The sequence below is a fragment of the Streptomyces fradiae genome, assembly GCF_041270065.1.
GTDB lineage: Bacteria > Actinomycetota > Actinomycetes > Streptomycetales > Streptomycetaceae > Streptomyces.
This window is the reverse complement of record NZ_CP065958.1, coordinates 6,580,679-6,602,282: the sequence shown is the minus strand read 5'-3', so window position 1 is coordinate 6,602,282 and position 21,604 is coordinate 6,580,679. Positions and strand designations below refer to the sequence as shown.

Here is a 21,604-nt window from a genome sequence, read left to right as displayed (position 1 = left end):
CCGCCGTGTACGCCCCCGACTTCGCCGCCCTCGCCCGCGCCACCCGCGACCTCCAACCGCCCTTCGCCGTCCTGGACATGCAGGCCTTCGAGCACAACGCCGCGAGCATGCGGCGGCGCGCCGGGGGCAAGCCGATCCGGCTCGCCAGCAAGTCCGTGCGGAGCCGGGACGTCATCCGGTCGGTGCTCGCGATGCCCGGATTCCAGGGGATCCTGGCCTTCACCCTGCCCGAAGCCCTGTGGCTGGCCGAGGAGTTCGACGACATCCTGGTCGGCTATCCGACCGCCGACGACGCCGCCCTGCGCCGGCTCGCGGCCGACCCGCGCCTCGCCGCCCGGATCACGCTGATGGCCGACTCCCCCGCCCATCTGGACCTCATCGCCGCCGCGGCAGCGGCTACGGACGGAGCGCATCCGCTACGGATCTGCCTCGACCTCGACGCCTCGCTCACCTCCCTCGGCGGCAGGCTCCACTTCGGCACCCACCGCTCCCCGCTCCACCACCCGGAGCAGGCCCGCCGGCTGGCGCGGGCGGTGGCCGAGCGGCCCGGACTGCGGCTCGTCGGCGTCATGGCGTACGAGGCGCAGATCGCCGGCGTCGGCGACAACGCCCCGGGTCCGGTGCTGCGACGGGCCGCGATCCGGACGCTGCAGGGCCTGTCCCGGCGCGAGCTGCGGGAGCGGCGGGCGGCCGCAGTCGCCGCCGTACGGGCGGTGGTGCCGCTGGAGTTCGTCAACGGCGGCGGCACCGGCAGCCTGGAGTCGACGGCCGCCGAACCCGCCGTCACCGAACTCGGCGCGGGCTCCGGACTCTACGGACCCACCCTCTTCGACACCTACCGCGCCTTTCGGCCGCGCCCGGCGGCCTTCTTCGTCCAGTCGGTCGTCCGCCGTTCCTCGCCCGCCCGCGCGACCGTCCTCGGCGGCGGCTGGACCGCCTCGGGCGCCCACGGGCCCGACCGCCTGCCCACCCCCGTCTGGCCGCCCGGTCTGCGCCTCACCCGCCTCGAAGGCGCCGGCGAGGTCCAGACCCCGCTCACCGGCCCCGGCGCCGCGCCGCTCGCGCTCGGCGACCGCGTCTGGTTCCGGCACACCAAGGCGGGCGAGCTGTGCGAGCGCGTCAACGAGCTGCACCTGGTGGACGGCGACCGCGTCACCGCCGTCGCACCGACGTACCGAGGAGAGGGGCGGGCGCTGCTGTAGGCACGGCTCATGGGTTACGTTCCCTCTTCGTCGGACCGGTCGGACGGACCGGGCGGACCGGACGGACCATCGGGAGGGTGACGTGGCGGAGGATTCCCCGCGGCAGGCGCGACAGCCACGGCAGCCCCGCCAGGCGCGGAGCCGGGCCAGGGTCGAGGCGATTCTCGGGGCCGCCGACCGGATCCTGTCCCAGGAGGGCTACGAGGCCCTGACGATGCGGCGGATCGCCGAGGAGTCGGGGGCGCCGGTCGGCAGCATCTACCAGTTCTACGCGGACAAGGGCGCCGTGGTGGACGCGCTCGGCCGACGGTATCTGGAGAGGTACCGGACGGCGATCGACGCTCTCGTCGAGCGGGCGGTCGCGGGTGAACTGACCGATCCGGTCGGCACGATGGTCGATGTGTACGCCGAGCTGTTCCGGTCGCAGCCGGGCGGCATGGCGCTCTGGGCCGGGCGGCACCTCAGCCCCGGGCTGGCGCGGGCGGACGAGGCGAGCAACGCGCTCATCGCCGAGGGGCTGCGGCGCATCGTGGAGCAGCTGACCGGCGTCGCGGACGACGAGGTGCTGCCACGGGCGACGCGCGTGGTGGTGTGGGCGGCCAACGCCGTGCTGCACGAGGTCCACAAGGGCGGCGGCACGGCGGATCCCGGGACCGTGGACGAGCTCAAGAGGATGCTGAACGCGTACTGGGAGGACCTGCGGAGCCGGCTGCGCGAACCATAGAACGTGAACGAGTGTTCATGTTACGTTGCGGTCGCGCTGTGAGGACCCTCGCGTCGGCGAGCCACCGACGCGGCCACGACCAAGGCAGGTGCCCGTGACCACGAGCTCCAACACCCCCTTCCAGTTTCCGGACGGCTTCGTCTGGGGCGCGTCGACCGCCGCGTACCAGATCGAGGGCGCGGCCGGCGAGGACGGCAAGGGCCCGTCGATCTGGGACACCTTCGTACGGCGCCCCGGCGCCGTCCGCGACGGGCACACCGGGGACGTCGCCTGCGACCACTACCACCGCCTCGACGAGGACGTCGCGCTGATGCGCCGGCTCGGCCTCGACGCGTACCGCTTCTCGCTCTCCTGGCCGCGGATCCTGCCGACCGGGGCGGGCAAGGTCGAGCCGCGCGGCCTCGACTTCTACGACCGGCTCGTCGACGCGCTGCTCGGCGCGGGGATCGAGCCGACGCCGACGCTGTTCCACTGGGACCTGCCGCAGGCCCTGGAGGACGAGGGCGGCTGGCTGAACCGCGAGACGGCGTACCGCTTCGGGGAGTACGCGGCCGTGGTCGCCGAGCGGCTCGGCGACCGGGTCACCCGGTGGATCACCCTGAACGAGCCCTTCGTGCACATGTCGTTCGGCTACGGCTTCGGCGTCCACGCCCCCGGCCGCGCGCTGATGCTCGACGCCCTGCCCGTCGCCCATCACCAACTCCTGGGCCACGGCCTCGCGTCGGCGGCGCTGCGCGCCGATGTGCCGGGCGCTCGGGTGCTCGTCGCCAACAACTGCACGCCCGTACGGCTGCGCTCCGACGCGCGGCGCACGGAGGACGCGGCGGCGGCCTCGGCGTACGACGTCCTGCACAACCGGCTCTTCAACGACCCGCTTCTGCTGGGCCGTTACCCCGATCTGACCGCCTACGGCATGACCGACCCGAGCTGGGGCGGCGTGGTGCGCGACGGGGATCTCGACACGATCGGCGCGCCGCTGGACGGGCTCGGCGTCAACTACTACAACCCGACCTGGGTGACGGCCCCGGCCGACCCCGCCGGCGGGCTGCCCTTCGACCTCGCCGAGCCCGAAGAGGCGTACGAGCGCAGCGCGTTCGGCTGGCCGGTCGTGCCCGACGGGCTCACGGAGCTGCTCACCGGCCTCGCGTCCCGCTACGGCGGCGCCCTTCCGCCGGTGTGGATCACCGAGAACGGCTGCTCGCAGCCGGCCGGGCTGCGTGACCGGGCACGCATCGACTATCTCGCCGGGCACATCGGCGCGATCGCGCGGGCCGTCGCCGAAGGCGTGGACGTGCGCGGCTACTTCACCTGGTCGCTGCTCGACAACTTCGAGTGGGCCGAGGGCTACCACCAGCGCTTCGGCCTGGTCGAGGTCGACTTCGCCACCGGGCTGCGCACGCCGCGGGCGAGCTTCGAGTGGTACCGCGAGCTGATCGCCTCCCAGCGGTCCCACCGATCCCAGTTGTCCCAGCGGTCCTGAGCGGAGGGGCGGCGCCCCGCGCGGGGCGTCGCCCCTCCGGCGGGTCCCGTCAGCCCCGCTCGCTGATGTTGACCATCCAGGTGATGCCGAACTTGTCGGTGCACATGCCGAACACGTCGCCCCACATCTGCTTCTCCAGCGGCACGGCGACGTTCCCGCCCGCGGACAGCTTCTCCCAGTACCCGCGCAGCTCGTCCGCGTCGTCGCCGCTGAGGCTCACCGCGTAGTTGTTCCCGGGCTTGTGCTCCATCCCGGGCGGCACGTCGGCCGCCATGAGCGTGAAGCCGGAGTCGGTCTCCAGCATGGCGTGCATGATCTTGTCCTCGTACCCGGGCGGCACCTGGGGCATGGAGTCGCCGTAGCCGTTCAGGCTGAGGTCGCCGCCGAGGACGCTCCGGTAGAACTCCATGGCCTGTCGCGCGTCACCGGAGAAGCTGATGTAGGGGTTGAGTCGGGATGCCAAGACGTGCTCCCTTCGAAGGGGTGCGGACGTTCGATACGGGGAGCTTAGGGCGGTCGCGTCCCGTTTCGTCCGACCCGAGGGGTGCCGTCGCCCGTCTGGCTCCGGCGGCCTGCGGCCGGGGGGGGTCAGCCGTACGAGAGGTTCGCGCAGGGGTCCTCGTCCGCCGCGCGGGTGTCGGCGGGCGGGACCGTGGCGGTCGGGGTGCCGGCGGCCGTGCCGGCCGAAGGGGTGTCGGCGTAGGAGCGGCCCAGGGTGACGGTGATGCCGGGGGTGGTGGCCGGGGTGAGCTCGGCCCCGGTGAAGTGGGTGGCGACGGCCTCCGCCTGGGCCTTCTGGCCGGGGCCGTAGGCGATCAGGGTGCGGGGGTGGGTCTGGTCGGGGGCGGTGGAGGCGTCCGTGACGGTGAAGCCGGCCGCGCGCAGCATCTCGGCGCCGCGGGCGGCCAGGCCCCTGGTGCGGGTGCCGTTGAGGACCGCGACGGAGATGCCCGCACCGGACGCCGGCGAGGCGGTGGCCGTCGGGGGGGCTCCCGGAGCGGGGCGGGCGCCGAGCGGCCGGTCGGCGCGGAGGGCGGCCCAGAGCGCGGCCGCCTCGGGCTCGACGATCGCGACGCGGGCGCCCTCGTACCGCCAGGGCAGCGTCACGAAGGTGGTGTCGTGCAGATCGACGTCCTTCAGGGACATCGCGAAGTCGATCAGCTTGTCGGCGGAGCCGAGCCCGGAGTCGACGGTCAGCGACTCGGTGGCGGCGTTCGCCAGCGGCAGCAGCTTCGTCGGGGTCAGCCCGTCGCTCTTGACCTTCTTGAACAGGCTCCCGACGAAGGCCTGTTGGCGCTTGATACGGCCTATGTCGGAGCCGTCGCCGATGCCGTGCCGCAGCCGCACGTAGTCGAGCGCCCGCTGCCCCGCGACGGTCTGCTCGCCCTTGGGGAAGAGGAGTTCGCCGCGGGTGGCGCGCTTGGGGTTGAGGTCCTTCTGGTACACGTCGTTGGGCAGGCACACCCGGACGCCGTCGACGACCTCCGTCAGCGCGGCGAAGCCCTTGAAGTCGACGACCATGGTGTGGTCGACGCGCAGTCCGGAGAGCTTCTCCACGGTGTTCTGGGTGCAGGCGGGGTTGCCCTTGGGCGTCTCGCCGGTGCTGAACGCCGAGTTGAACATGGTCCGGGTACGCGGCCGGGTCCACGTCCCGTCGGGCAGCCGGCACGGCGGGATGTCCACCAGGGTGTCGCGCGGAAAGGACACGGCGACGGCGTGCCGCCCGTCGCGGTAGACGTGCAGCAGGAACGCGGTGTCGGAGCGCCCGATGTCGTGCGCGTCGCCGCCGCCGAGCTCATCGTTGCCGTCGGTGCGCGCGTCGGAGCCGATGACCAGGACGTTCTGCCCGTAGGCGGAGGCGGCGGGGCGGTTGTCGGAGAGTCCGTCGGCGCCGAAGGTGTCGATGTCGCCGCCGAGTTCCAGATAGATCCAGCCGACGCCGGACACGGCGAGCACGAGCAGCGCCAGCGCCGTGGTGAGCAGTCGCCCGCCGCGGCGCCGTCGCGGAGCATGGTGCAGTCGCCTGTCAGTCATCGATACGCCCTCGTTCGTCCGGCCCTGCAGAGGGAGACGAGTGGCCGGGCCACGGGGTTGCACGCTCCTGAAGGCAACCATCAAGGCCGTTCTCGCGTCTTGCTGGGCGAACAGGTGTGAGCACGACCGTGGAGGATGAACAGTGGGCGTTTCCCTGGCCAAGGGTGGCAACGTTTCCCTCAGCAAGGAGGCCCCCGGCCTGACCGCCGTTCTGGTCGGCCTGGGCTGGGACGTGCGGACGACCACCGGCGCCGCGTACGACCTCGACGCGTCCGCCCTGCTCTGCGACGCCTCCGGCAAGGTCGTGTCGGACGCGCACTTCGTCTTCTACAACAACCTCACCAGCCCGGACGGCTCCGTCGAGCACACCGGCGACAACCTCACCGGCGAGGGCGACGGCGACGACGAGTCCATCAAGGTCGATCTCGTCGCCGTGCCGGCGCAGATCGACAAGATCGTCTTCCCGGTGTCGATCCACGACGCCGAGAACCGCGGCCAGAGCTTCGGCCAGGTCCGCAACGCCTTCATCCGGGTCGTGAACCAGGCCGACGGCCGCGAGATAGCCCGCTACGACCTCTCCGAGGACGCGTCCACCGAGACCGCGATGGTCTTCGGCGAGCTCTACCGCCACGGCGGCGAGTGGAAGTTCCGCGCCGTCGGCCAGGGCTACGCCTCCGGGCTTCGCGGCATCGCCCTGGACTTCGGCGTCAACGTCTGACGTCCGGACGGCCGGGCGTCCGGGCGTCCACAGGACCGAGCCGGTCGCCCGGGCGTCCACAGGACCGAGCCACGGGTCCGCCACAACCCGTACCGACCCCTTGACACCCCCCTGATTCCCACCCAGCACGACCGTCACCCGGGATCAAGGGAAATCCGGCGAGGTCAAGGTCACAGCTGATCACGCTGCTGCTCGTATGCGTGACAACCTAGGCTCCGAACATGACTGTGCTGCCTGACGACGGCCTCTCTCTGGCCGCCGAGTTCCCCGCAGCGACCCATGCGCAGTGGCAGCGCCTCGTGGCGGGCGTACTGAGCAGGTCGGGCAAGGACGTTCCCGAGACCGAGGCCGAGGACGCGCTCTCCACCCAGCTGGAGGACGGCGTACGGGCCCGGCCGCTGTACACCGGCGCCGACGGCGTGCCCGATCCCGGGCTGCCCGGTTTCACCCCCTTCGTGCGCTCCGGGCGCGCCGAGGGCAACACGGCGGGCGGCTGGGACGTGCGCCAGCGCCACCGCACGGCGGACCCCGAGGCGGTCCTCACCGACCTGGAGAACGGCGTCACCTCGCTGTGGCTGACCGTCGGTGCCGACGGCATCCCGGTGGACGCGCTCGGCCGGGTCCTGGAGGGGGTCTACCTCGACCTCGCGCCCGTCGTCCTGGACGCCGGCGCCGGCACCACCGCCGCCGCGGAGGAGCTCTTCGCGCTGTACGGGCGCCGGGGTGTCGCCGCCGACGCCGTGCGCGGCAATCTGGGCGCCGACCCGCTCGGCACCGAGGCCCGCACCGGCACCCCGTACGACCCCGAGGGTTTCCCGGGCGCCGTCGCGCTGGCCCGCCGCTGCGCCGGGACGTACCCGGGGCTGCGGGCGCTGACCGTGGACGCCCTGCCGTACCACGAGGCCGGCGGCTCGGCCGCGCAGGAGCTCGGCGCCTCGCTCGCCACCGGCGTCGCCTACCTCCGCGCGCTCACCGACGGCGGCCTCACCGTCGAGCAGGCCCTGGGCCAGCTGGAGTTCCGCTACGCGGCCACCGCCGACCAGTTCCTCACCATCGCCAAGCTGCGCGCCGCGCGCCGCCTGTGGGCCCGCGTCGCCGAGGCGTCGGGGGCCGCGGCGGCCGGGGCGCAGCTCCAGCACGCGGTCACCTCGCCGGTGATGATGACGGCCCGCGACCCGTGGGTGAACATGCTGCGCACCACGGTCGCCACCCTCGCGGCCGGTGTGGGCGGCGCCGAGTCGGTCACCGTGCACCCCTTCGACCACGCGCTCGGTCTGCCGGACGCGTTCGCGCGCCGGATCGCCCGCAACACCTCCACGATCCTGATCGAGGAGTCGCACCTGTCCCGGGTCATCGACCCGGCCGGCGGCTCCTGGTACGTGGAGACGCTGACCGACGAACTCGCCCACGCCGCCTGGGAGTTCTTCCAGGAGATCGAGCGCGAGGGCGGCCAGGGCACCGCGCTGCGCTCCGGGTGGATCGAGCAGCGGCTGGGCGCGACCTGGGCCGAGCGGTCCAAGGCGCTCGCCAAGCGCCGCGAACCGGTCACCGGGGTCAGCGAGTTCCCGCACCTGGCGGAGAAGCCGGTGGTGCGCGAGCCGGCGCCCGCCGAGCCCTCCGGGGGTCTGCCGCGGGTCCGCCGCGACGAGGCCTTCGAGGCGCTGCGCGCCCGTTCCGACGCGCATCTCGCCGCGACCGGCGCCCGGCCGCGGGTCTATCTGGCCGCGCTCGGCCCGGCCGCCGCGCACACCGCGCGCCTCACCTTCGCCGCGAACCTCTTCCAGGCCGGCGGCATCGAGCCGGTCACCGAGGGCTCGTTCGAGGAAAGCGGCGCCACCGAGGTCTGCCTGTGCTCCAGCGACGCGGTGTACGAGGAGCGGGCCGCCGAGGAGGCCGCCGCGTTCCGCGCCGCCGGTGCCGGGCACGTGGTGCTCGCCGGGCGCCCGGCCGCGTACCCGGACGCCGACTCGTACGTCTTCGCGGGGTGCGACGCCGTCGCCGTGCTCTCCGCCACCCTCGACCGCATGGGAGTGTCCTGATGGGAATCCCCGACTTCACCGGGATCGACCTCGGATCCCCCACCCCGGCCGGCAGCGCCGACGACTGGCGTGGCGCGGTCAAGCGCGCCTCGGGCGGCGACGACCTGCTGTGGGAGACGCCGGAGGGCATCGGCGTCAAGCCGCTGTACACCGGCCGTGACCTGGAGGACGTCGACTTCCTCGGCACCTACCCGGGCGTGACGCCGTATCTGCGCGGCCCGTACCCGACGATGTACGTAAACCAGCCGTGGACCATCCGGCAGTACGCGGGCTTCTCGACCGCCGAGGAGTCCAACGCCTTCTACCGGCGCAACCTGGCGGCCGGCCAGAAGGGCCTGTCGGTCGCCTTCGACCTGCCGACCCACCGCGGCTACGACAGCGACCACCCGCGCGTGACCGGCGACGTCGGCATGGCGGGCGTGGCGATCGACTCGATCTACGACATGCGGCAGCTCTTCGACGGCATCCCGCTGGACAAGATGTCGGTGTCGATGACGATGAACGGCGCGGTGCTGCCCGTGCTCGCGCTGTACATCGTCGCCGCCGAGGAGCAGGGTGTGCCGGCCGAGAAGCTGGCGGGGACCATCCAGAACGACATCCTCAAGGAGTTCATGGTCCGCAACACCTACATCTACCCGCCGAAGCCGTCGATGCGGATCATCTCCGACATCTTCGCCTTCACCTCGAAGAACATGCCCCGCTACAACTCCATCTCCATCTCGGGGTACCACATCCAGGAGGCCGGCGCGACGGCCGACCTGGAGCTGGCGTACACCCTCGCGGACGGCGTGGAGTACCTGCGGGCGGGCCGCGAGGCGGGCCTGGACGTGGACGCGTTCGCGCCGCGCCTGTCGTTCTTCTGGGCGATCGGCATGAACTTCTTCATGGAGGTCGCCAAGCTGCGCGCGGCCCGCCTCCTCTGGGCCAAGCTGGTCAAGCAGTTCGACCCGCAGAACGCCAAGTCCCTCTCTCTGCGGACCCATTCGCAGACCTCGGGCTGGTCGCTCACCGCGCAGGACGTCTTCAACAACGTCACCCGCACCTGCGTGGAGGCGATGGCGGCGACCCAGGGCCACACCCAGTCGCTGCACACCAACGCGCTCGACGAGGCCCTCGCCCTGCCGACCGACTTCTCGGCGCGCATCGCCCGCAACACCCAGCTGCTCATCCAGCAGGAGTCGGGCACCACCCGGGTCATCGACCCGTGGGGCGGCAGCGCGTACGTGGAGCGGCTCACCTACGACCTGGCGCGCAAGGCCTGGCAGCACATCCAGGAGGTCGAGGCGGCCGGCGGCATGGCGCAGGCCATCGACGCGGGCATCCCGAAGCTGCGCGTCGAGGAGGCCGCGGCCCGTACCCAGGCCCGGATCGACTCCGGCCGGCAGCCGGTCATCGGCGTCAACAAGTACCGGGTCGACGGGGACGAGCAGATCGAGGTCCTCAAGGTCGACAACTCCTCGGTCCGCGCCCAGCAGATCGAGAAGCTGCGCCGGCTGCGCGCCGAGCGCGACGAGCGGGCCTGCCAGGACGCGCTCGACGACCTCACCCGGGCCGCCGGCGGCGAGGGCAACCTGCTCGAACTGGCGGTGCGCGCGGCCCGCGCGAAGGCGACCGTCGGCGAGATCTCGGACGCCCTGGAGAAGGTGTACGGGCGGCACGCGGGCCAGATCCGTACGATCTCCGGCGTGTACCGCAACGAAGCAGGCGAGTCCCCGTCCGTGGACGGCACCCGCGCGCTCGTCGACTCCTTCGAGGAGAACGAGGGCCGGCGTCCCCGCATCCTGGTGGCCAAGATGGGCCAGGACGGGCACGACCGCGGCCAGAAGGTGATCGCGACCGCCTTCGCCGACCTGGGCTTCGACGTCGACGTCGGCCCGCTGTTCCAGACGCCGGCCGAGGTGGCCCGGCAGGCCGTCGAGGCGGACGTCCACATCGTGGGCGTCTCGTCCCTGGCTGCAGGTCACCTCACGCTCGTCCCCGCGCTGCGGGACGAGCTGGCCGCGGAGGGCCGCGAGGACATCATGATCGTGGTCGGCGGGGTCATCCCGCCCCAGGACGTGCCCACGCTCCTGGAGATGGGCGCCGCCGCGGTGTTCCCGCCCGGCACGGTGATCCCGGACGCCGCCGCGGACCTGGTGCGCCGGCTCGCGGAGGGCCTGGGGCACGAGGCGAGCCCGGGACAGGACGCCGGCCCGGGACACGACGCCTGATCCATGGCCATCGACATCGACACGTACGAGAAGGGTGTACGGGACGGGAAGCGCGCCCTCGTGGCGCGCGCCATCACCCTCGTCGAGTCCACCCGGCCGCAACACCGGGCGCTCGCCCAGGAGTTGCTGACCCGGCTGCTTCCGCACAGCGGCCGGGCCCGGCGGATCGGGATCAGCGGGGTGCCGGGGGTCGGCAAGTCGACCTTCATCGACGCCTTCGGCACCATGCTGACCGGCCTCGGGCACCGGGTGGCGGTGCTCGCCGTCGACCCGTCCTCGACCCGTACCGGCGGCTCCATCCTGGGCGACAAGACCCGGATGGAGCGGCTCGCGGTCGACCCGGCGGCGTTCGTGCGGCCCTCGCCGAGCGCGGGCACGCTCGGCGGCGTCGCCAAGGCGACCCGCGAGTCGATGGTCGTGATGGAGGCCGCCGGTTACGACGTCGTGCTGGTCGAGACGGTCGGCGTCGGGCAGTCGGAGACGACCGTGGCGAACATGGTCGACTCCTTCCTGCTGCTCAGCCTGGCCCGCACCGGCGACCAGCTGCAGGGCATCAAGAAGGGCGTCCTGGAGCTGGCGGACGTGGTCGCGGTCAACAAGGCCGACGGCCCCCACGAGCGCGACGCCCGCGCTGCCGCGCGTGAACTCGCGGGCGCGCTCCGTCTGATGCACGGCAAGGAGGCCTTCTGGACGCCGCCGGTGCTGAGTTGCAGCGCCCGCGAGTCCACCGGCCTCGACGAGGTGTGGGAGCGCCTGGAGAAGCACCGCGCGCTCCTGGACGCGACCGGCCGCCTCGACTCCCGGCGCCGCGACCAGCAGGTCGACTGGGCCTGGTCGATGGTCCGCGACGAACTCCTGAACCGCCTGCACGCCGACCCGGCGGTCCGCGCCCTCACCCCCGAGGTGGAGCGGCGGGTCCGGGACGGCGAGCTGACGGCGACACTGGCGGCGGAGCGGATCCTGGGGGCCTTGGGGTCCGGAGGCTGACGCTCTCGGCCGAACGGGTGAGCCTCATGCCCCCGGCACCGCCCGTGGTGCCGGGGGCGGCCCGGCCCCGACTTGCCGCGCGCCCGGCGGCTGCCATCGTGGTCTGCAGGGCACACGGCGGCCCGGCGAGCCGGAGGTGGTGGCGACCGTGGGCGATGCGGAGCGCGGGGCCGAGGAACGGGCGGCCGAGGCGGCGCTTCTGGACGCCCTCTTCACCCAGGCGCCGGTGGGCCTGTTCCTGGTGGACCCCGAGCTGCGGGTGACGCGCTTCAACCACGCGGCGCACGGCATGCGGCAGGTGCCGGAGGAACGGGTGCTCGGTCACCGGATCGGCGGCTTCGCCCCCGGACTCGCCACGGACGAGCTCCACGCGACCGCCCGGCGCGTCCTGGAGACCGGCGAGTCCGCGCTCGGCGTCCTGCTGCACGGGCGGCGGCCCGAAGGGCCCGAACCCGGGGACGGCGAGGAGATCGCCGTGTCCGCGTCCCTGTTCCGGCTCACGGACTCCTCGGGCAAGGTGCTCGGACTCGCCGCGCTCGCCGAGAACGTCACCGACCGGGAGCAGGCCCTGGCCCGCCTGGAGGTCCTGCACCGGGCACACCGCCGGATCGGCACGAGCCTCGACGAGACCGCCACGGCCGAGCAGCTGGCGGCGGTGGCGGTGCCGGACCTCGCCGACGTCGTGATCGTCGACGTGCTCGGCGAGGTGTACCAGGGGCGCCGGCTGCGGCCCGGCCGGGTCGGCCCGGGCAGCCCGCTGCGCCGCGCCGCGTTCCGCGCCGCCGACGGCTCGGCCGGGGACGTGGCTCCGGGCGCGCTCGTCGACCTCCCCTTCCCCACCCCGTGCTCCCAGGCTCTCGCCGATCTGCGGCCGCGTCTCGTCCCCCGGCTCGCCGCCGGCACCCCGGGGGCGAAGACGTTCGGCGCCGGCGCGCACTCGCTGATCGCCGCGCCGCTCGTGGTGCACGGCACGGCCCTCGGGATCGCGGTCTTCCTGCGCACCACCCGCCCCGAGCCGTTCGACGGGGACGATCTGCAGCTCGCCGAACAGCTCGCCACGCTCACGGCGCTCGGCATCGACAAGGCCCACGCCTACACCCGCGAGCGCACCGTCGCGACCGCCCTGCAGCGCCGGCTGCTGCCGTCCGCGCCGCCGGAGCTGACGGGCGTGGAGGCGGCGCACGTGCATCTGCCGGGCGACGACGGGGCGGACTGGTTCGACGTCATCCCGCTCTCCGGGGCGCGGGTCGGGCTGACCGTGGGAACGGTCGCCGGGCGGGGCATCGAGGCTGCGGCGACCATGGGCCAGCTGCGGACCGCCGCGCGGGCGCTCGCGGCCCGCGACCCCGCCCCGGACGAGCTCCTCTCCGGTCTGGACGAGGTGACCGTACGGCTGGCGCGGGAGGTCGGACCGGAGGGCGGGGCCACGTCGACGCAGGCCGAGCCCCCGTCGGCGACCTGTCTCTATCTCGTGTACGACCCGGTGTCCGGGCGCTGCCGGGGCGCGAGTGCGGGGCATCCGGTGCCGCTGGTGCTCGGCCCGGACGGGCGGAGTCAGGTCTCGGAGATCCGGCCGGGGCCGCCGCTCGGCGGGGGCGGCGGTTTCTCCGTCGCGACCGCGGAGCTCGCCGAGGGCAGTCTGCTGGCCCTCTACTCCTCCGGTCTGGTCCTGGGCCGGGGCCGTTCGGCGGCCGAGGGCCGGGCCACGCTGCGGACGGTGCTCGGCGGCCCGGGCCGGACGCCGGCGGAGCTGTGCGACGACGTCGTGTACGCGCTCGGCGAGCGCCACGACCCGCGCAGCGTGGACGACGCGAGCCTGCTCCTGGTCCGCACCCGGCGGCTCGGCGCGGACCGGATCGCCGAGTGGCCGCTGCGGCACGACCCGACGGTGGTCGCCGAGGCCCGCGCCCTCGCCGTACGCAAGCTGGCGGACTGGGGTCTCGACGAGCTCGCCGACGCCACCGAACTGATCGTCAGCGAGCTCGTCACCAATGCGATCCGCTACGGGCTGCCGCCCCTGTCGCTGCGGATGCTGCGCGACCGCGAGCTGATCTGCGAGGTCACGGACGGCAGCAGCACCACCCCGCACATGCGGCTCGCCGAGCCCACCGACGAGGGCGGGCGCGGGCTGTTCCTGGTGATGTATCTCGCGGGCCGCTGGGGCACCCGGTTCGCCGCCCGGGGGAAGACGATCTGGGCGACCCAGGAGCTGCCCCGCGACCAGGACCCGGGCCAGGACAAGGACGCTGGCCAGGACCCTGGCCAGGGCCCGGACCAGGACCTCAGCTGACGGTCCACTGCTGGAGGCCGGATCCGGTGTCGGGCTGCTGGGTGACGCGGGCCCCGTCCCCGGTCGACGCGGTGGTCAGGAGCAGTCCGCTGCCGACGGAGGCGACGGTGTAGCCACCGCCGGACGGCAGGCGCAGGATGGTCCAGCGCTGGTTGGCGCCGCCGTGGCAGGTCCACTGAATGACCCGGGCGCCGGCGGCCGTGGAGCCGCCCTCGATGTCGGCGCACTTGCCGGACGAGCCGTTGCGCAGCTCGTAACTCCCGTCGGTCTGCCGGGTGAGGGTCCACTTCTGGTTGGCGCCGCCGTTCGGGCTCCAGGTGATCAGCTGGGTGCCGTTGGCGCTGCTGCTGTCGGGGTCGTCGAGCGCCTTTCCGCCGGAGACGGTGGTGAGGGTGCGGACGCCGTCGAGGGCGGGCGGCGCGGTGCCGGTCGGGGTCAGGCTCAGGGTCTGCTCGGCGGCGCCGCGCCCGGCGCCGACCGGGCTGCCGGTGGTGTCGGTCCAGCTGCGGGCGGGCGTGGTCTCGGCGGCCGGGCGTGCGGGGTCGCCGGAGAGGCCGAGGACGAGGCCGCTGTAGCGGTTGACCAGGCGGTAGGTGCCGGTGGGGGTGTTGTCGGCGGCCGAGGCGCCGGGGATCACGAACCACTCCTGGCCGGTGGCTCCGGTGCCGCCGGCCGGGGCGGTCACGGTGGGCCGGGTGCCCCAGGCGCGGGTGGCCGGGCCGGTGGCGGCGACGCCGAGGAGCTGTCCGGTGGCGGTGTTGGCGATGCGGTAGGAGCCGTCGCCCTTGGCGGTGAAGGTCCAGGACTCGAGGGCCGAGCCGGTGGGGGCGGCCACGGACGTCGTGCTCGTACCGCCCTGGACCTGGGCGAGGACGCGTCCGCCGGCGCTGCCGATCCGGTAGGTCCTGGTGGTGTCGACGGGCGCGGCGGGCCGGCTGCTGTCGATCCGCAGGTTGACGTACTCGCTGCTCGCGCCGCCGGAGCAGCCGAAGGAGCAGTAGGCGCGGAAGTCCCGGCCGACGATGCCGGAGTTCGTGCGGTTGCCGGAGTCGAGGAACCAGCGGTACCAGGACGCCGTGGTGTAGCCGCCGGTGTCGCCGAGCCGGAACCACTTCTGGGTGGTGAGGTCGGCGGTGGCGTAGAGCTCCTGCGGGGCCTTGCCGCTCTGGTCGACGGCCTGCGGCTCGCCGATGTAGAGCCCGAGGTGGGCGTTGTAGGTGATGTCCATGACGAAGAGCGGCGAGGTCGGCGGGGTCTGCCCGGCGGCGACCTGCTGGCTGACGGTGCCGGGGGTGGCCGGGTCGTACTCCTGGTCGGTGGGCACATAGCCGGTGCTGTTCGTCCCGACCGGGACCATGGTGCTCTCGCGGCCGCCGACGCCGGGCTGGGACCAGGCGCCGTCGTACCACTTCTGCCAGGAGCCGGGGGCCATCTTCGAGGCGATGGGGGCGCGGGCGACATGCCCGTAGAAGGCGGCCCAGCCGCCGCCCTTGTTCACGATGCGCGAGCCGTAGAAGACGTAGAAGTAGCCGGAGGCGGTGTCGGTGAAGAGGCGGGGGTCGCCGGTGCCGTAGTGGTACGTCTGCTGGGGGAAGGCGGCGGTGTCGCCGCGCCTGGTGCTGTACGGGGACGTGATGACGTGGTCCTTGACGGTCCAGGTGCGTCCCTGGTCGCGGGAGACGGCGTAGTCGATGCCGTCGTAGTGGATGCCGTCGGCGAAGGGCTGCGGGGTGAACTCGTTGTGCACGAGCCCGTACCAGTCGCCGGTGTCGGGGTCGACCCACAGGCCGGTGAGGTCGCAGTAGTTGCGGTGGGCGTAGCCGCTGCCGGCGGGGGCGCTGGTGGACTCGACGCCGGTCGGGCTGTTGTTGCAGCGCCACGTGGTGTCGTTGTTGCGGTCGTTGCTGTTGCTCGGGTTGACGGCGTCGCTGAGGGCGCTGGAGCGGGTGGCGGTGTCGAGGTCGGCGCCGGTGAAGAAGTTCCACTGGCGGGAGTCGTTCGCGCCGTAGAGGGCGTGGGCCTGCTGGAAGTAGAAGGTGCCGTCCTTGTCGGTGTAGGGACTGGCGGGCGTGTCGTCGGGGTGGGTCCAGGAACCCTTGGCGCCGACGGTGACGGTGTAGGTGTCCTGGCTCGTGGCGGGGGCGGGGGCGGGGGCAGGGGCAGGGGTCGAGGCCGGGGCCGCGGAGCCGGTGGGGGCGGCGACGGCGAGGGAAGCGGCGGCGAGCGCGGTGGTGGCGAGCAGGCTCAGGAGCCTGCCGCGACGTGGAGGATGCACGTGAACTCCCTGGGCGGGGGCCGGAGTTGCCGAACGGCCACGGACGATAGAGCTCATTTGACCGGTAAAACAAGAGGCGCGGCGCAGTCGCGTCCACGAAATCAGCGTCCCTTGACCGCGGTTGGCGGCCGGGCTACGGTGCGACGCCATGGTGACCATGCGGGAGGTGGCGGAACGGGCAGGCGTCACCAAGCAGACGGTGTCGAACGTCGTGACGGGACGGGTGGCGGTCCGCCCGGCCACCGAGGCGCGGGTGCGCGCGGCGATCGCCGAACTCGGTTACGTGCCCAATCTGGTGGCCCGCTCGCTGGCGACCGGCAGCACGCGCACGGTGGGCCTCTTCGTGCCGACGGTGTCGGCGCCGTTCTACGCGGACGTCGTGGAGGAGGTCGAGGACGCCCTGGAGGAGCGCGGTCACCATCTGCTGCTCTGCACGACCCGGCGCGACGGCGAGCGGGCCCGCCGCCATCTGGCGGGGCTCACCAGCCGCTCGGTGGACGCGCTCCTGATCGCCGGGGACCAGGGGCTCACCGGCCATCTGCCGCTGCTCGCGGACGCCCGCTTCCCGGTGGTGCTGTGCGCGTGGGAGGCGCCGGTGCCGCCCGGCTTCCCGGTGGTCACCATCGACTACGCGTACGGCGGCGGGCTGGCCGGCCGCCATCTGCGCGAGCTGGGCCACGAGCGGGCCGTGATCCTGGCGAGCCCCGCCCACTCCGTACGCGTCGAGGGCTTCCGGCGCGCCTTCCGCGAGGACTCCCCCGTCCATCTGGCCCCGGCCCCGGCCTTCCGCGCCGGCCTCGACACGGCGCTCGCCGCCCTGCGCGCCCACCCCGGGGCCACCGCGCTCTTCGCCACCCACGACGTGCTGGCCGCGGCGGCCACGGAGGCGGCCCGCGCCCTGGGCCGCTCGGTCCCGCACGACCTCTCGGTCGTCGCCCACGACGACACCCCGGAGGGCCTGCTGTCCCGCTCGACGCTCACCTCGGTGGTGCTGCCGAAGCGCGAGATGTCCCGCCAGGCCGTGGACCTGGCCCTCGCCACCCCGCCCGGCGCCGTGCCGCCCGCGCCCCGGCTGCTCCTCCCCCGCCTGGTGCCGGGCGCGAGCACGGCGCCACCGGGAGGCTGACGGCTCAGGGCGTCCGGTACTGGGCGAGCGCGCGCAGCCCGCCCGCACGCCCACCCCGAACCGCCCCGGACTCCTCCTGCGGAGTCCGGGGCGGTTCCGTGCGGTTCGGCGCCGTTACGCGAAGAACGCGGCCGCCCGCGCGAGGGCAGCCGGGTCCGCCTCCAGGTCGCCGGGGCGGTGGGCGCGGGCCAGGAGGGCGCCGCGCCACTCCATGCCGAGGTAGCCGGCGGTGCGGCTGAGCATCCCGGTGAGGGGGTCGGTGTCGGCGTCCTCGCCGCGGGCGTACGCGGTGACCGCCCACAGGTTCTTGCCGCGCATCCGCTCGCGGAAGGCGAGGTCCGGCAGGGCGAGCCAGCGGGCCCAGTAGTCGAGGTAGAGCTTGGTGGCCGCCGAGACGCTGTACCAGTGGAGCGGCGACGCGACGACGAGGTCCGTGCTGTCGAGGGTCGCGTCGAGCAGCACCTTCTCCGGCCCGTCCGGCAGCGGGCCGGACGGCTGGGCGGGGAGGGCGAGTTCGCTCAGGCTGAGCCAGCTGCCGGTGCTGTCCGGCGGCAGGCCCTCGGCCGCGTACCGGGCCAGGGTCTCGGTGTTCCCGCCGTCGCGGGGACTGCCCAGGACGAAGGCGAAGCTCCGGCTCCGTACCGGGTGTTCGAGCGTGAACGTGGCGGTGGCGGTGGAAGTCACAGCGGTCCTCACAGCTCGTCTCGGTGCTTCACGCGGACCGGCGGTCGGTCGCGCGGGCGTCGGCGACCAGGCGCAGGTGCTCGCGGGCGTCGCTGAGCAGCTGGTCCGAGTAGTCGATGGCGCCGCCGGGGCCGGCGTACCGGAGCTTCCGCGCGCCGGAGGTGCGGCGCAGGATGGTGACGCTGTTCTGCATCAGCTTCTGCGACTCCAGGAGGCTGACCACCTCCAGCTCCCCGGGGTGGCGCTCCTGGAACTTCGCTATGTAGCGGCGGACGGCGTCGCCCTCGGGGTAGGTCATCAGGTAGTGCATGACGACGAGTCCGCCGTCGGGGTTGATCAGCGGCCAGAAGTGGTCGAAGAACCACAGGCACTCCCAGGCGTCGACCCACGCGAAGTCGATGGGGGTGAACTCCTCGGGGAGCTTGTCCAGGGAGTCCTTGAGGTCGGCGTTGACCACCGTCACCCGGTCCGCCAGGCCGAGTTCGGCGAGCACCTCCTGGCAGCGGCCGGCGGAGGACTCGGCGATCGAGAGGTTGTCGACGGCGGCGAGGCGCGGGCGGTAGGGCTCCAGGTGGAGCGAGGGGGTGACGAGCGGCGGCTCGGCGAGCAGCCACTGGTCGTCGAGGGCGCGGCCGGCGTCGAGGTGTTCGCGGGTCTTCTCGGCGAGGGCGAGGGATTCGGCGGCGGCCGTCTCCTCCGCCTCGGCGAGCGCGGCGGCGAGGAAGGGGGTGGTGTATCCCATTCCCACTTCGAGCACCCGGCTCGGGCGGAGGAGCTGGACGAGGTTCGCGAGTAGCGGGCCGACGACCTCGGTGCCCATTCCGGGCACGGAGAGCCGGGCCACCGCCGAACGGAACTCATTGCTCTGAATCGAGGGTGCCATTTCCATCCCTTGGTAAATGCGGTTCGAACCGAGTCGGAGAGGGTTCACTCATGGTTTCCGGCGCGCGGTTGCCGCAACAACGCCCTGACCTAACAGGTATGCGCAGCGCATGATCACGCAGGGGGGCAAATGTCGCAAACAGGATGTGATGGCACGCCATGTGGACCAGGACTCTGCGAGCCTGGACTACGTCGTTATGAAAGCGCCGTCGCCGCGGGGTCGGTGCCGGCGGACCCGCCGGTCCACTGTGCGACGGCTTTGGGACTGCTGGTACCGGCTCCGGGCGAGCCCGAGCTGCTCGCGCCGGTCACCCCGGCGATCGCCGCGGGCCGGACGCTGGCTCCCCTGGAGCGCACGCTCGCGGAGGACCGGCGCCGGCTCGACGCCCTGGCCAAGTCCTTCGAGACGGCCGAGGCCGTGTACACCGAGGCCCGGCAGAGCGGGACGCAGTGCTCGACGGTGCTGAAGGGCGCCGGGGAGATCGCGGCGACGATCGACGTGGCGGTGGGACTGTGCAAGTCCGAGCTGCTGACCGCCCAGCCGGGCGGCCGCCGGCCCCCGGAGATCCTGGAAACGGTGGTGGCGCGCAATCTCGAACTCCTGTCACGGGGCGTCTCGCAACGCACCCTTTATCAACATGCGGTATGGAACCATCCGCCGACGGCGGAATACATCCGGACCGTCGCGGAAGCCGGCGGAAGTATCCGGACCGTGGACGAGATGTTCGACCGGGTCATCATCTGCGACCGCACGGTGGCATTCATTCCGACCCTTTCCGATTCTCCGGACGAGGCGCTGGAGGTCCGCGATCCGAGCATCGTCCGCTATCTGGCGAATGTCTTCGAGTACGCGTGGGCCCGTGGCACCCCGGTCGATCCGGCCGCGGGAAAACGGCCGGAAATCGTCGTTTCGGAGCTGGAACAGAGCATCGTGCGCTTCCTGGTCGCCGGACACACCGAGGAGAAGATCGCCCGCGGACTCGGCATCAGCCGGCGCACCGTGGCCGAATACATCAGTCGGATATCCCGGCGGCTCGGCAGCGTGAGCCGGGCCCAGCTCGGCTATCTGATAGCGACCAAGGGGCTGCTCCCGGAGCCCGAGAACGAGCGCCCCTGCGATCCCTGAGGATCAGCGATCGGCGCCGGGCTTCAGGGCGTCGGCGACGTCGTGGGCGATGCGCGCGCTGACCTCCGCGGCGTGCTCGAAGAGGTAGAAGTGGCCGCCCGGCCAGGAGTGCCGGGCGGTCGGGCCGGTGGTGTGGCCGGCCCAGGGCGCGGCGAGACCGGGGTGGGCGACCGGGTCGTCCGCGCCGGTGAACAGCGAGAGCGGGACGCCGAGCGGCGGGCCTGGGTGCTCCTCGTAGGTGTCGACGATCGAGAGGTCGCCGCGCAGCGCCTCCACCATCGGTCCGACCAGGTCGGGGACGGCGAGCACCTCCTCGGGGGTGCCGCCGAGCTCCCGCAGGAACGCGGTCAGGCGCTCCCGGGTCCACAGGTGGCGCTGCGCGCGCTCGGGCCGGTGGCCGGGGGCGGGTGCGCCGGAGAGGCCGACCCAGACGGGCGGGTCCCCGTCGCGGGAGAGCTCGCGGGCGAGTTCGTACGCGATGAGGGCGCCCATGCTGTGGCCGAAGACGCCGTACGAGCCGGCGCGGGGCGCGTCGAGCACCCGCCGGGTGAGCGGGGCCAGCCACTCCACCGCCTCGGCGGTGGTGCGGCAGCCGCCCTCGCCGAGTGCCATCAGCCGGCCGGGGAGGTCCACGGCGAGCAGCCGCCAGCCGGCGGGCAGGTGCCGGAGCAGCGGGGCGAAGGCGGCGGCCGAGCCGCCCGCGTGGTGGGTGAGGAGCAGCGTGAACGGCTCCCCCTCACCCGTACCCGCGCCACCGGGCTCACCCGCCGGTCCCTCGACCGGGGCGAGATAGCGCCGCAGGTCCTTCCAGCCCGCGTACGGGCGTACGGGAGCGGTCATCGGCCTCGGTACTCCAGCGCCGTGACGCCCCAGCTGAAGCCCATGCCGCTGGAGGCGACCAGGACCAGGTCCCCGGGCGTGAGGCGGTCCTCGCCGATCAGGTCGCGGAGCGCGAGGAACGGGTCGGAGCCGCCCATGTGTCCGTACCGGTGGTAGTTGAAGACGCTCTTGCCGGCCGGGATGCCGAGCTTGGCGAGCAGCTTCTCGTGCATGCCCTTGTCCCCTTGGTTGACGAGGAACCAGTCCACGTCGTCGATCCGCCGGTCCAGGGTGTCCAGGACGTCGTGGACGCGGGCGGGGAAGTTCTCCAGATAGGCGTCGCCGAGTCCGGGCCGGCGGCCGCGGCGGCGCATCAGGACGCGGTCGTCCTCGACGTCGCCGGAGTAGTAGTCGGCCCAGGAAGGGTCGGTGCGGGCGGCGGAGGCGAGGACGTCGAGGAGGGTGCCCTCGCGGCCGAGCAGGACGGCCGCCGGGGCGTCGCCGAAGTTGAACAGGTGCTTGGACTCGGCGTCCTCGTGGTCGACCAGCCGGCTGAGCCGGTCGCCGATGAGGACGAGCGCGTACTGCCCGCCGTTCAGGGCGAGTTCGGCGAGCGCCGTGCGGATCGCGGTCATCGCGCCGTTGCAGAAGTTGGTGACCTCGTAGCAGTGGGCGTTTCCGATGCCGAGCTCGTCGGCGACCTTGGCGGCGGGCGACCAGAAGGGCAGGTCCCACTCGCCCGAGCCGGCGTAGACGACGAGTCCGATGGCGTCGGGGTCGACGCCGGTGCGCTCCAGGACGGTGCGGCCGGCGGTGGCGGCCAGCTCCCAGGCCGGCTCGTCCTCGTCGAGGGCGGGGAAGGAGGCGGTGTGGGTGATGGCGAGGATGTCGGCGACGGGCACGCCGGACGCGGCGTGCAGCTCCTCCACCTCCACGGTGGAGGAGGGGAGCACCACTTCGAAGTCGACGATCCCGCCCACGGGCGCTGTCCTCCTTGTGCTGTCCGTC

17 protein-coding genes are annotated in these 21,604 nt (G+C 73.3%); 10 read left to right on the top strand and 7 right to left on the bottom strand.

What is annotated here, in order from left to right; translation table 11 throughout:
• Positions 1–5 precede the first annotated feature (5 nt).
• From JAO84_RS29920 to JAO84_RS29910, 3 genes are all read left to right on the top strand, one after another.
• Complete coding sequence (locus JAO84_RS29920) at positions 6–1,202, top strand: amino acid deaminase/aldolase (protein ID WP_370415621.1); 1,197 nt, start codon at positions 6–8, stop codon at positions 1,200–1,202.
• Between the two features lie 82 nt (positions 1,203–1,284).
• Positions 1,285–1,926, top strand: coding sequence for a TetR/AcrR family transcriptional regulator (locus JAO84_RS29915; protein WP_370415620.1), 642 nt, complete (start codon positions 1,285–1,287; stop codon positions 1,924–1,926).
• 88 nt (positions 1,927–2,014) lie between these two features.
• Entirely contained in the window at positions 2,015–3,406 is a 1,392-nt protein-coding gene (locus JAO84_RS29910) for a GH1 family beta-glucosidase (RefSeq protein ID WP_370415619.1), read from the top strand.
• Positions 3,407–3,455: 49 nt separating this feature from the next.
• On the opposite strand, the gene JAO84_RS29905 is transcribed toward JAO84_RS29910, so the two are convergent.
• Positions 3,456–3,869 (bottom strand): VOC family protein, encoded by a 414-nt coding sequence (locus JAO84_RS29905; protein ID WP_370415618.1) that lies wholly within the window; start codon positions 3,867–3,869, stop codon positions 3,456–3,458.
• 125 nt (positions 3,870–3,994) lie between these two features.
• Positions 3,995–5,440 (bottom strand): LCP family protein, encoded by a 1,446-nt coding sequence (locus JAO84_RS29900; RefSeq protein WP_370415617.1) that lies wholly within the window; start codon positions 5,438–5,440, stop codon positions 3,995–3,997.
• Positions 5,441–5,582: 142 nt separating this feature from the next.
• Between JAO84_RS29900 and JAO84_RS29895 the strand changes: the two genes are divergently transcribed.
• From JAO84_RS29895 to JAO84_RS29875, 5 genes are all read left to right on the top strand, one after another.
• Positions 5,583–6,158 carry a TerD family protein gene (locus JAO84_RS29895; RefSeq protein WP_265868633.1) on the top strand — a complete coding sequence of 192 codons (576 nt, stop codon included), beginning with the start codon at positions 5,583–5,585 and terminating at the stop codon, positions 6,156–6,158.
• A 221-nt stretch (positions 6,159–6,379) separates the two neighbouring features.
• Positions 6,380–8,197, top strand: coding sequence for a methylmalonyl-CoA mutase family protein (locus tag JAO84_RS29890; protein ID WP_370415616.1), 1,818 nt, complete (start codon positions 6,380–6,382; stop codon positions 8,195–8,197).
• A complete protein-coding gene (scpA, locus tag JAO84_RS29885) occupies positions 8,197–10,407 on the top strand; it encodes a methylmalonyl-CoA mutase (protein ID WP_370415615.1) in 2,211 nt (736 codons plus the stop codon). Before JAO84_RS29890 ends, scpA begins: the two co-directional genes overlap by 1 nt.
• Before the next feature lie 3 nt (positions 10,408–10,410).
• Positions 10,411–11,394: a methylmalonyl Co-A mutase-associated GTPase MeaB gene (gene meaB / locus JAO84_RS29880; RefSeq protein ID WP_370415614.1), complete on the top strand. Its 984-nt coding sequence runs from the start codon at positions 10,411–10,413 to the stop codon at positions 11,392–11,394.
• A 148-nt stretch (positions 11,395–11,542) separates the two neighbouring features.
• The gene (locus JAO84_RS29875; protein WP_370415613.1) at positions 11,543–13,684 is read left to right on the top strand and encodes a SpoIIE family protein phosphatase; all 2,142 of its coding nucleotides are present in this window, start codon (positions 11,543–11,545) and stop codon (positions 13,682–13,684) included.
• Here JAO84_RS29875 and JAO84_RS29870 read toward each other — a convergent pair.
• Positions 13,677–15,959 (bottom strand): RICIN domain-containing protein, encoded by a 2,283-nt coding sequence (locus tag JAO84_RS29870; protein WP_370415612.1) that lies wholly within the window; start codon positions 15,957–15,959, stop codon positions 13,677–13,679. The two genes, JAO84_RS29875 and JAO84_RS29870, sit on opposite strands and share 8 nt — an antisense overlap.
• 148 nt (positions 15,960–16,107) lie before the next feature.
• Between JAO84_RS29870 and JAO84_RS29865 the strand changes: the two genes are divergently transcribed.
• Positions 16,108–17,085, top strand: a complete 978-nt coding sequence (locus tag JAO84_RS29865) for a LacI family DNA-binding transcriptional regulator (protein WP_370415611.1) — start codon at positions 16,108–16,110, stop codon at positions 17,083–17,085.
• Positions 17,086–17,199: 114 nt separating this feature from the next.
• Here JAO84_RS29865 and JAO84_RS29860 read toward each other — a convergent pair whose 3' ends face one another.
• Together JAO84_RS29860 and JAO84_RS29855 are read right to left on the bottom strand one after the other, a co-directional pair.
• A complete protein-coding gene (locus JAO84_RS29860; RefSeq protein ID WP_370415610.1) occupies positions 17,200–17,769 on the bottom strand; it encodes a flavodoxin family protein in 570 nt (189 codons plus the stop codon).
• A gap of 28 nt (positions 17,770–17,797) precedes the next feature.
• Entirely contained in the window at positions 17,798–18,652 is an 855-nt protein-coding gene (locus JAO84_RS29855) for a class I SAM-dependent methyltransferase (RefSeq protein WP_370415609.1), read from the bottom strand.
• Positions 18,653–18,910: 258 nt separating this feature from the next.
• Here JAO84_RS29855 and JAO84_RS29850 point away from each other — a divergent pair, with 258 nt between their 5' ends.
• Positions 18,911–19,777: a LuxR C-terminal-related transcriptional regulator gene (locus JAO84_RS29850; protein WP_370415608.1), complete on the top strand. Its 867-nt coding sequence runs from the start codon at positions 18,911–18,913 to the stop codon at positions 19,775–19,777.
• A 3-nt stretch (positions 19,778–19,780) separates the two neighbouring features.
• On the opposite strand, the gene JAO84_RS29845 is transcribed toward JAO84_RS29850, so the two are convergent.
• Both JAO84_RS29845 and JAO84_RS29840 read right to left on the bottom strand, forming a co-directional pair.
• The gene (locus JAO84_RS29845) at positions 19,781–20,617 is read right to left on the bottom strand and encodes a thioesterase II family protein (protein WP_370415607.1); all 837 of its coding nucleotides are present in this window, start codon (positions 20,615–20,617) and stop codon (positions 19,781–19,783) included.
• Positions 20,614–21,576, bottom strand: a complete 963-nt coding sequence (locus JAO84_RS29840) for a 3-oxoacyl-ACP synthase III family protein (protein ID WP_370415606.1) — start codon at positions 21,574–21,576, stop codon at positions 20,614–20,616. The genes JAO84_RS29845 and JAO84_RS29840 overlap by 4 nt, the downstream gene beginning before the upstream one ends.
• Between the last annotated feature and the right edge of the window lie 28 nt (positions 21,577–21,604).

What these genes read in the sequence shown, in the direction of transcription:
- JAO84_RS29865 (WP_370415611.1), top strand. Translation starts at nt 16,108, where the DNA reads ATGGTGACCATGCGGGAGGTGGCGGAACGGGCAGGCGTCACCAAGCAG.
- JAO84_RS29890 (WP_370415616.1), top strand. Translation starts at nt 6,380, where the DNA reads ATGACTGTGCTGCCTGACGACGGCCTCTCTCTGGCCGCCGAGTTCCCC.
- meaB (WP_370415614.1), top strand. Translation starts at nt 10,411, where the DNA reads ATGGCCATCGACATCGACACGTACGAGAAGGGTGTACGGGACGGGAAG.
- JAO84_RS29855 (WP_370415609.1), bottom strand. Translation starts at nt 18,652, where the DNA reads ATGGCACCCTCGATTCAGAGCAATGAGTTCCGTTCGGCGGTGGCCCGG.
- JAO84_RS29900 (WP_370415617.1), bottom strand. Translation starts at nt 5,440, where the DNA reads ATGACTGACAGGCGACTGCACCATGCTCCGCGACGGCGCCGCGGCGGG.
- scpA (WP_370415615.1), top strand. Translation starts at nt 8,197, where the DNA reads ATGGGAATCCCCGACTTCACCGGGATCGACCTCGGATCCCCCACCCCG.
- JAO84_RS29845 (WP_370415607.1), bottom strand. Translation starts at nt 20,617, where the DNA reads ATGACCGCTCCCGTACGCCCGTACGCGGGCTGGAAGGACCTGCGGCGC.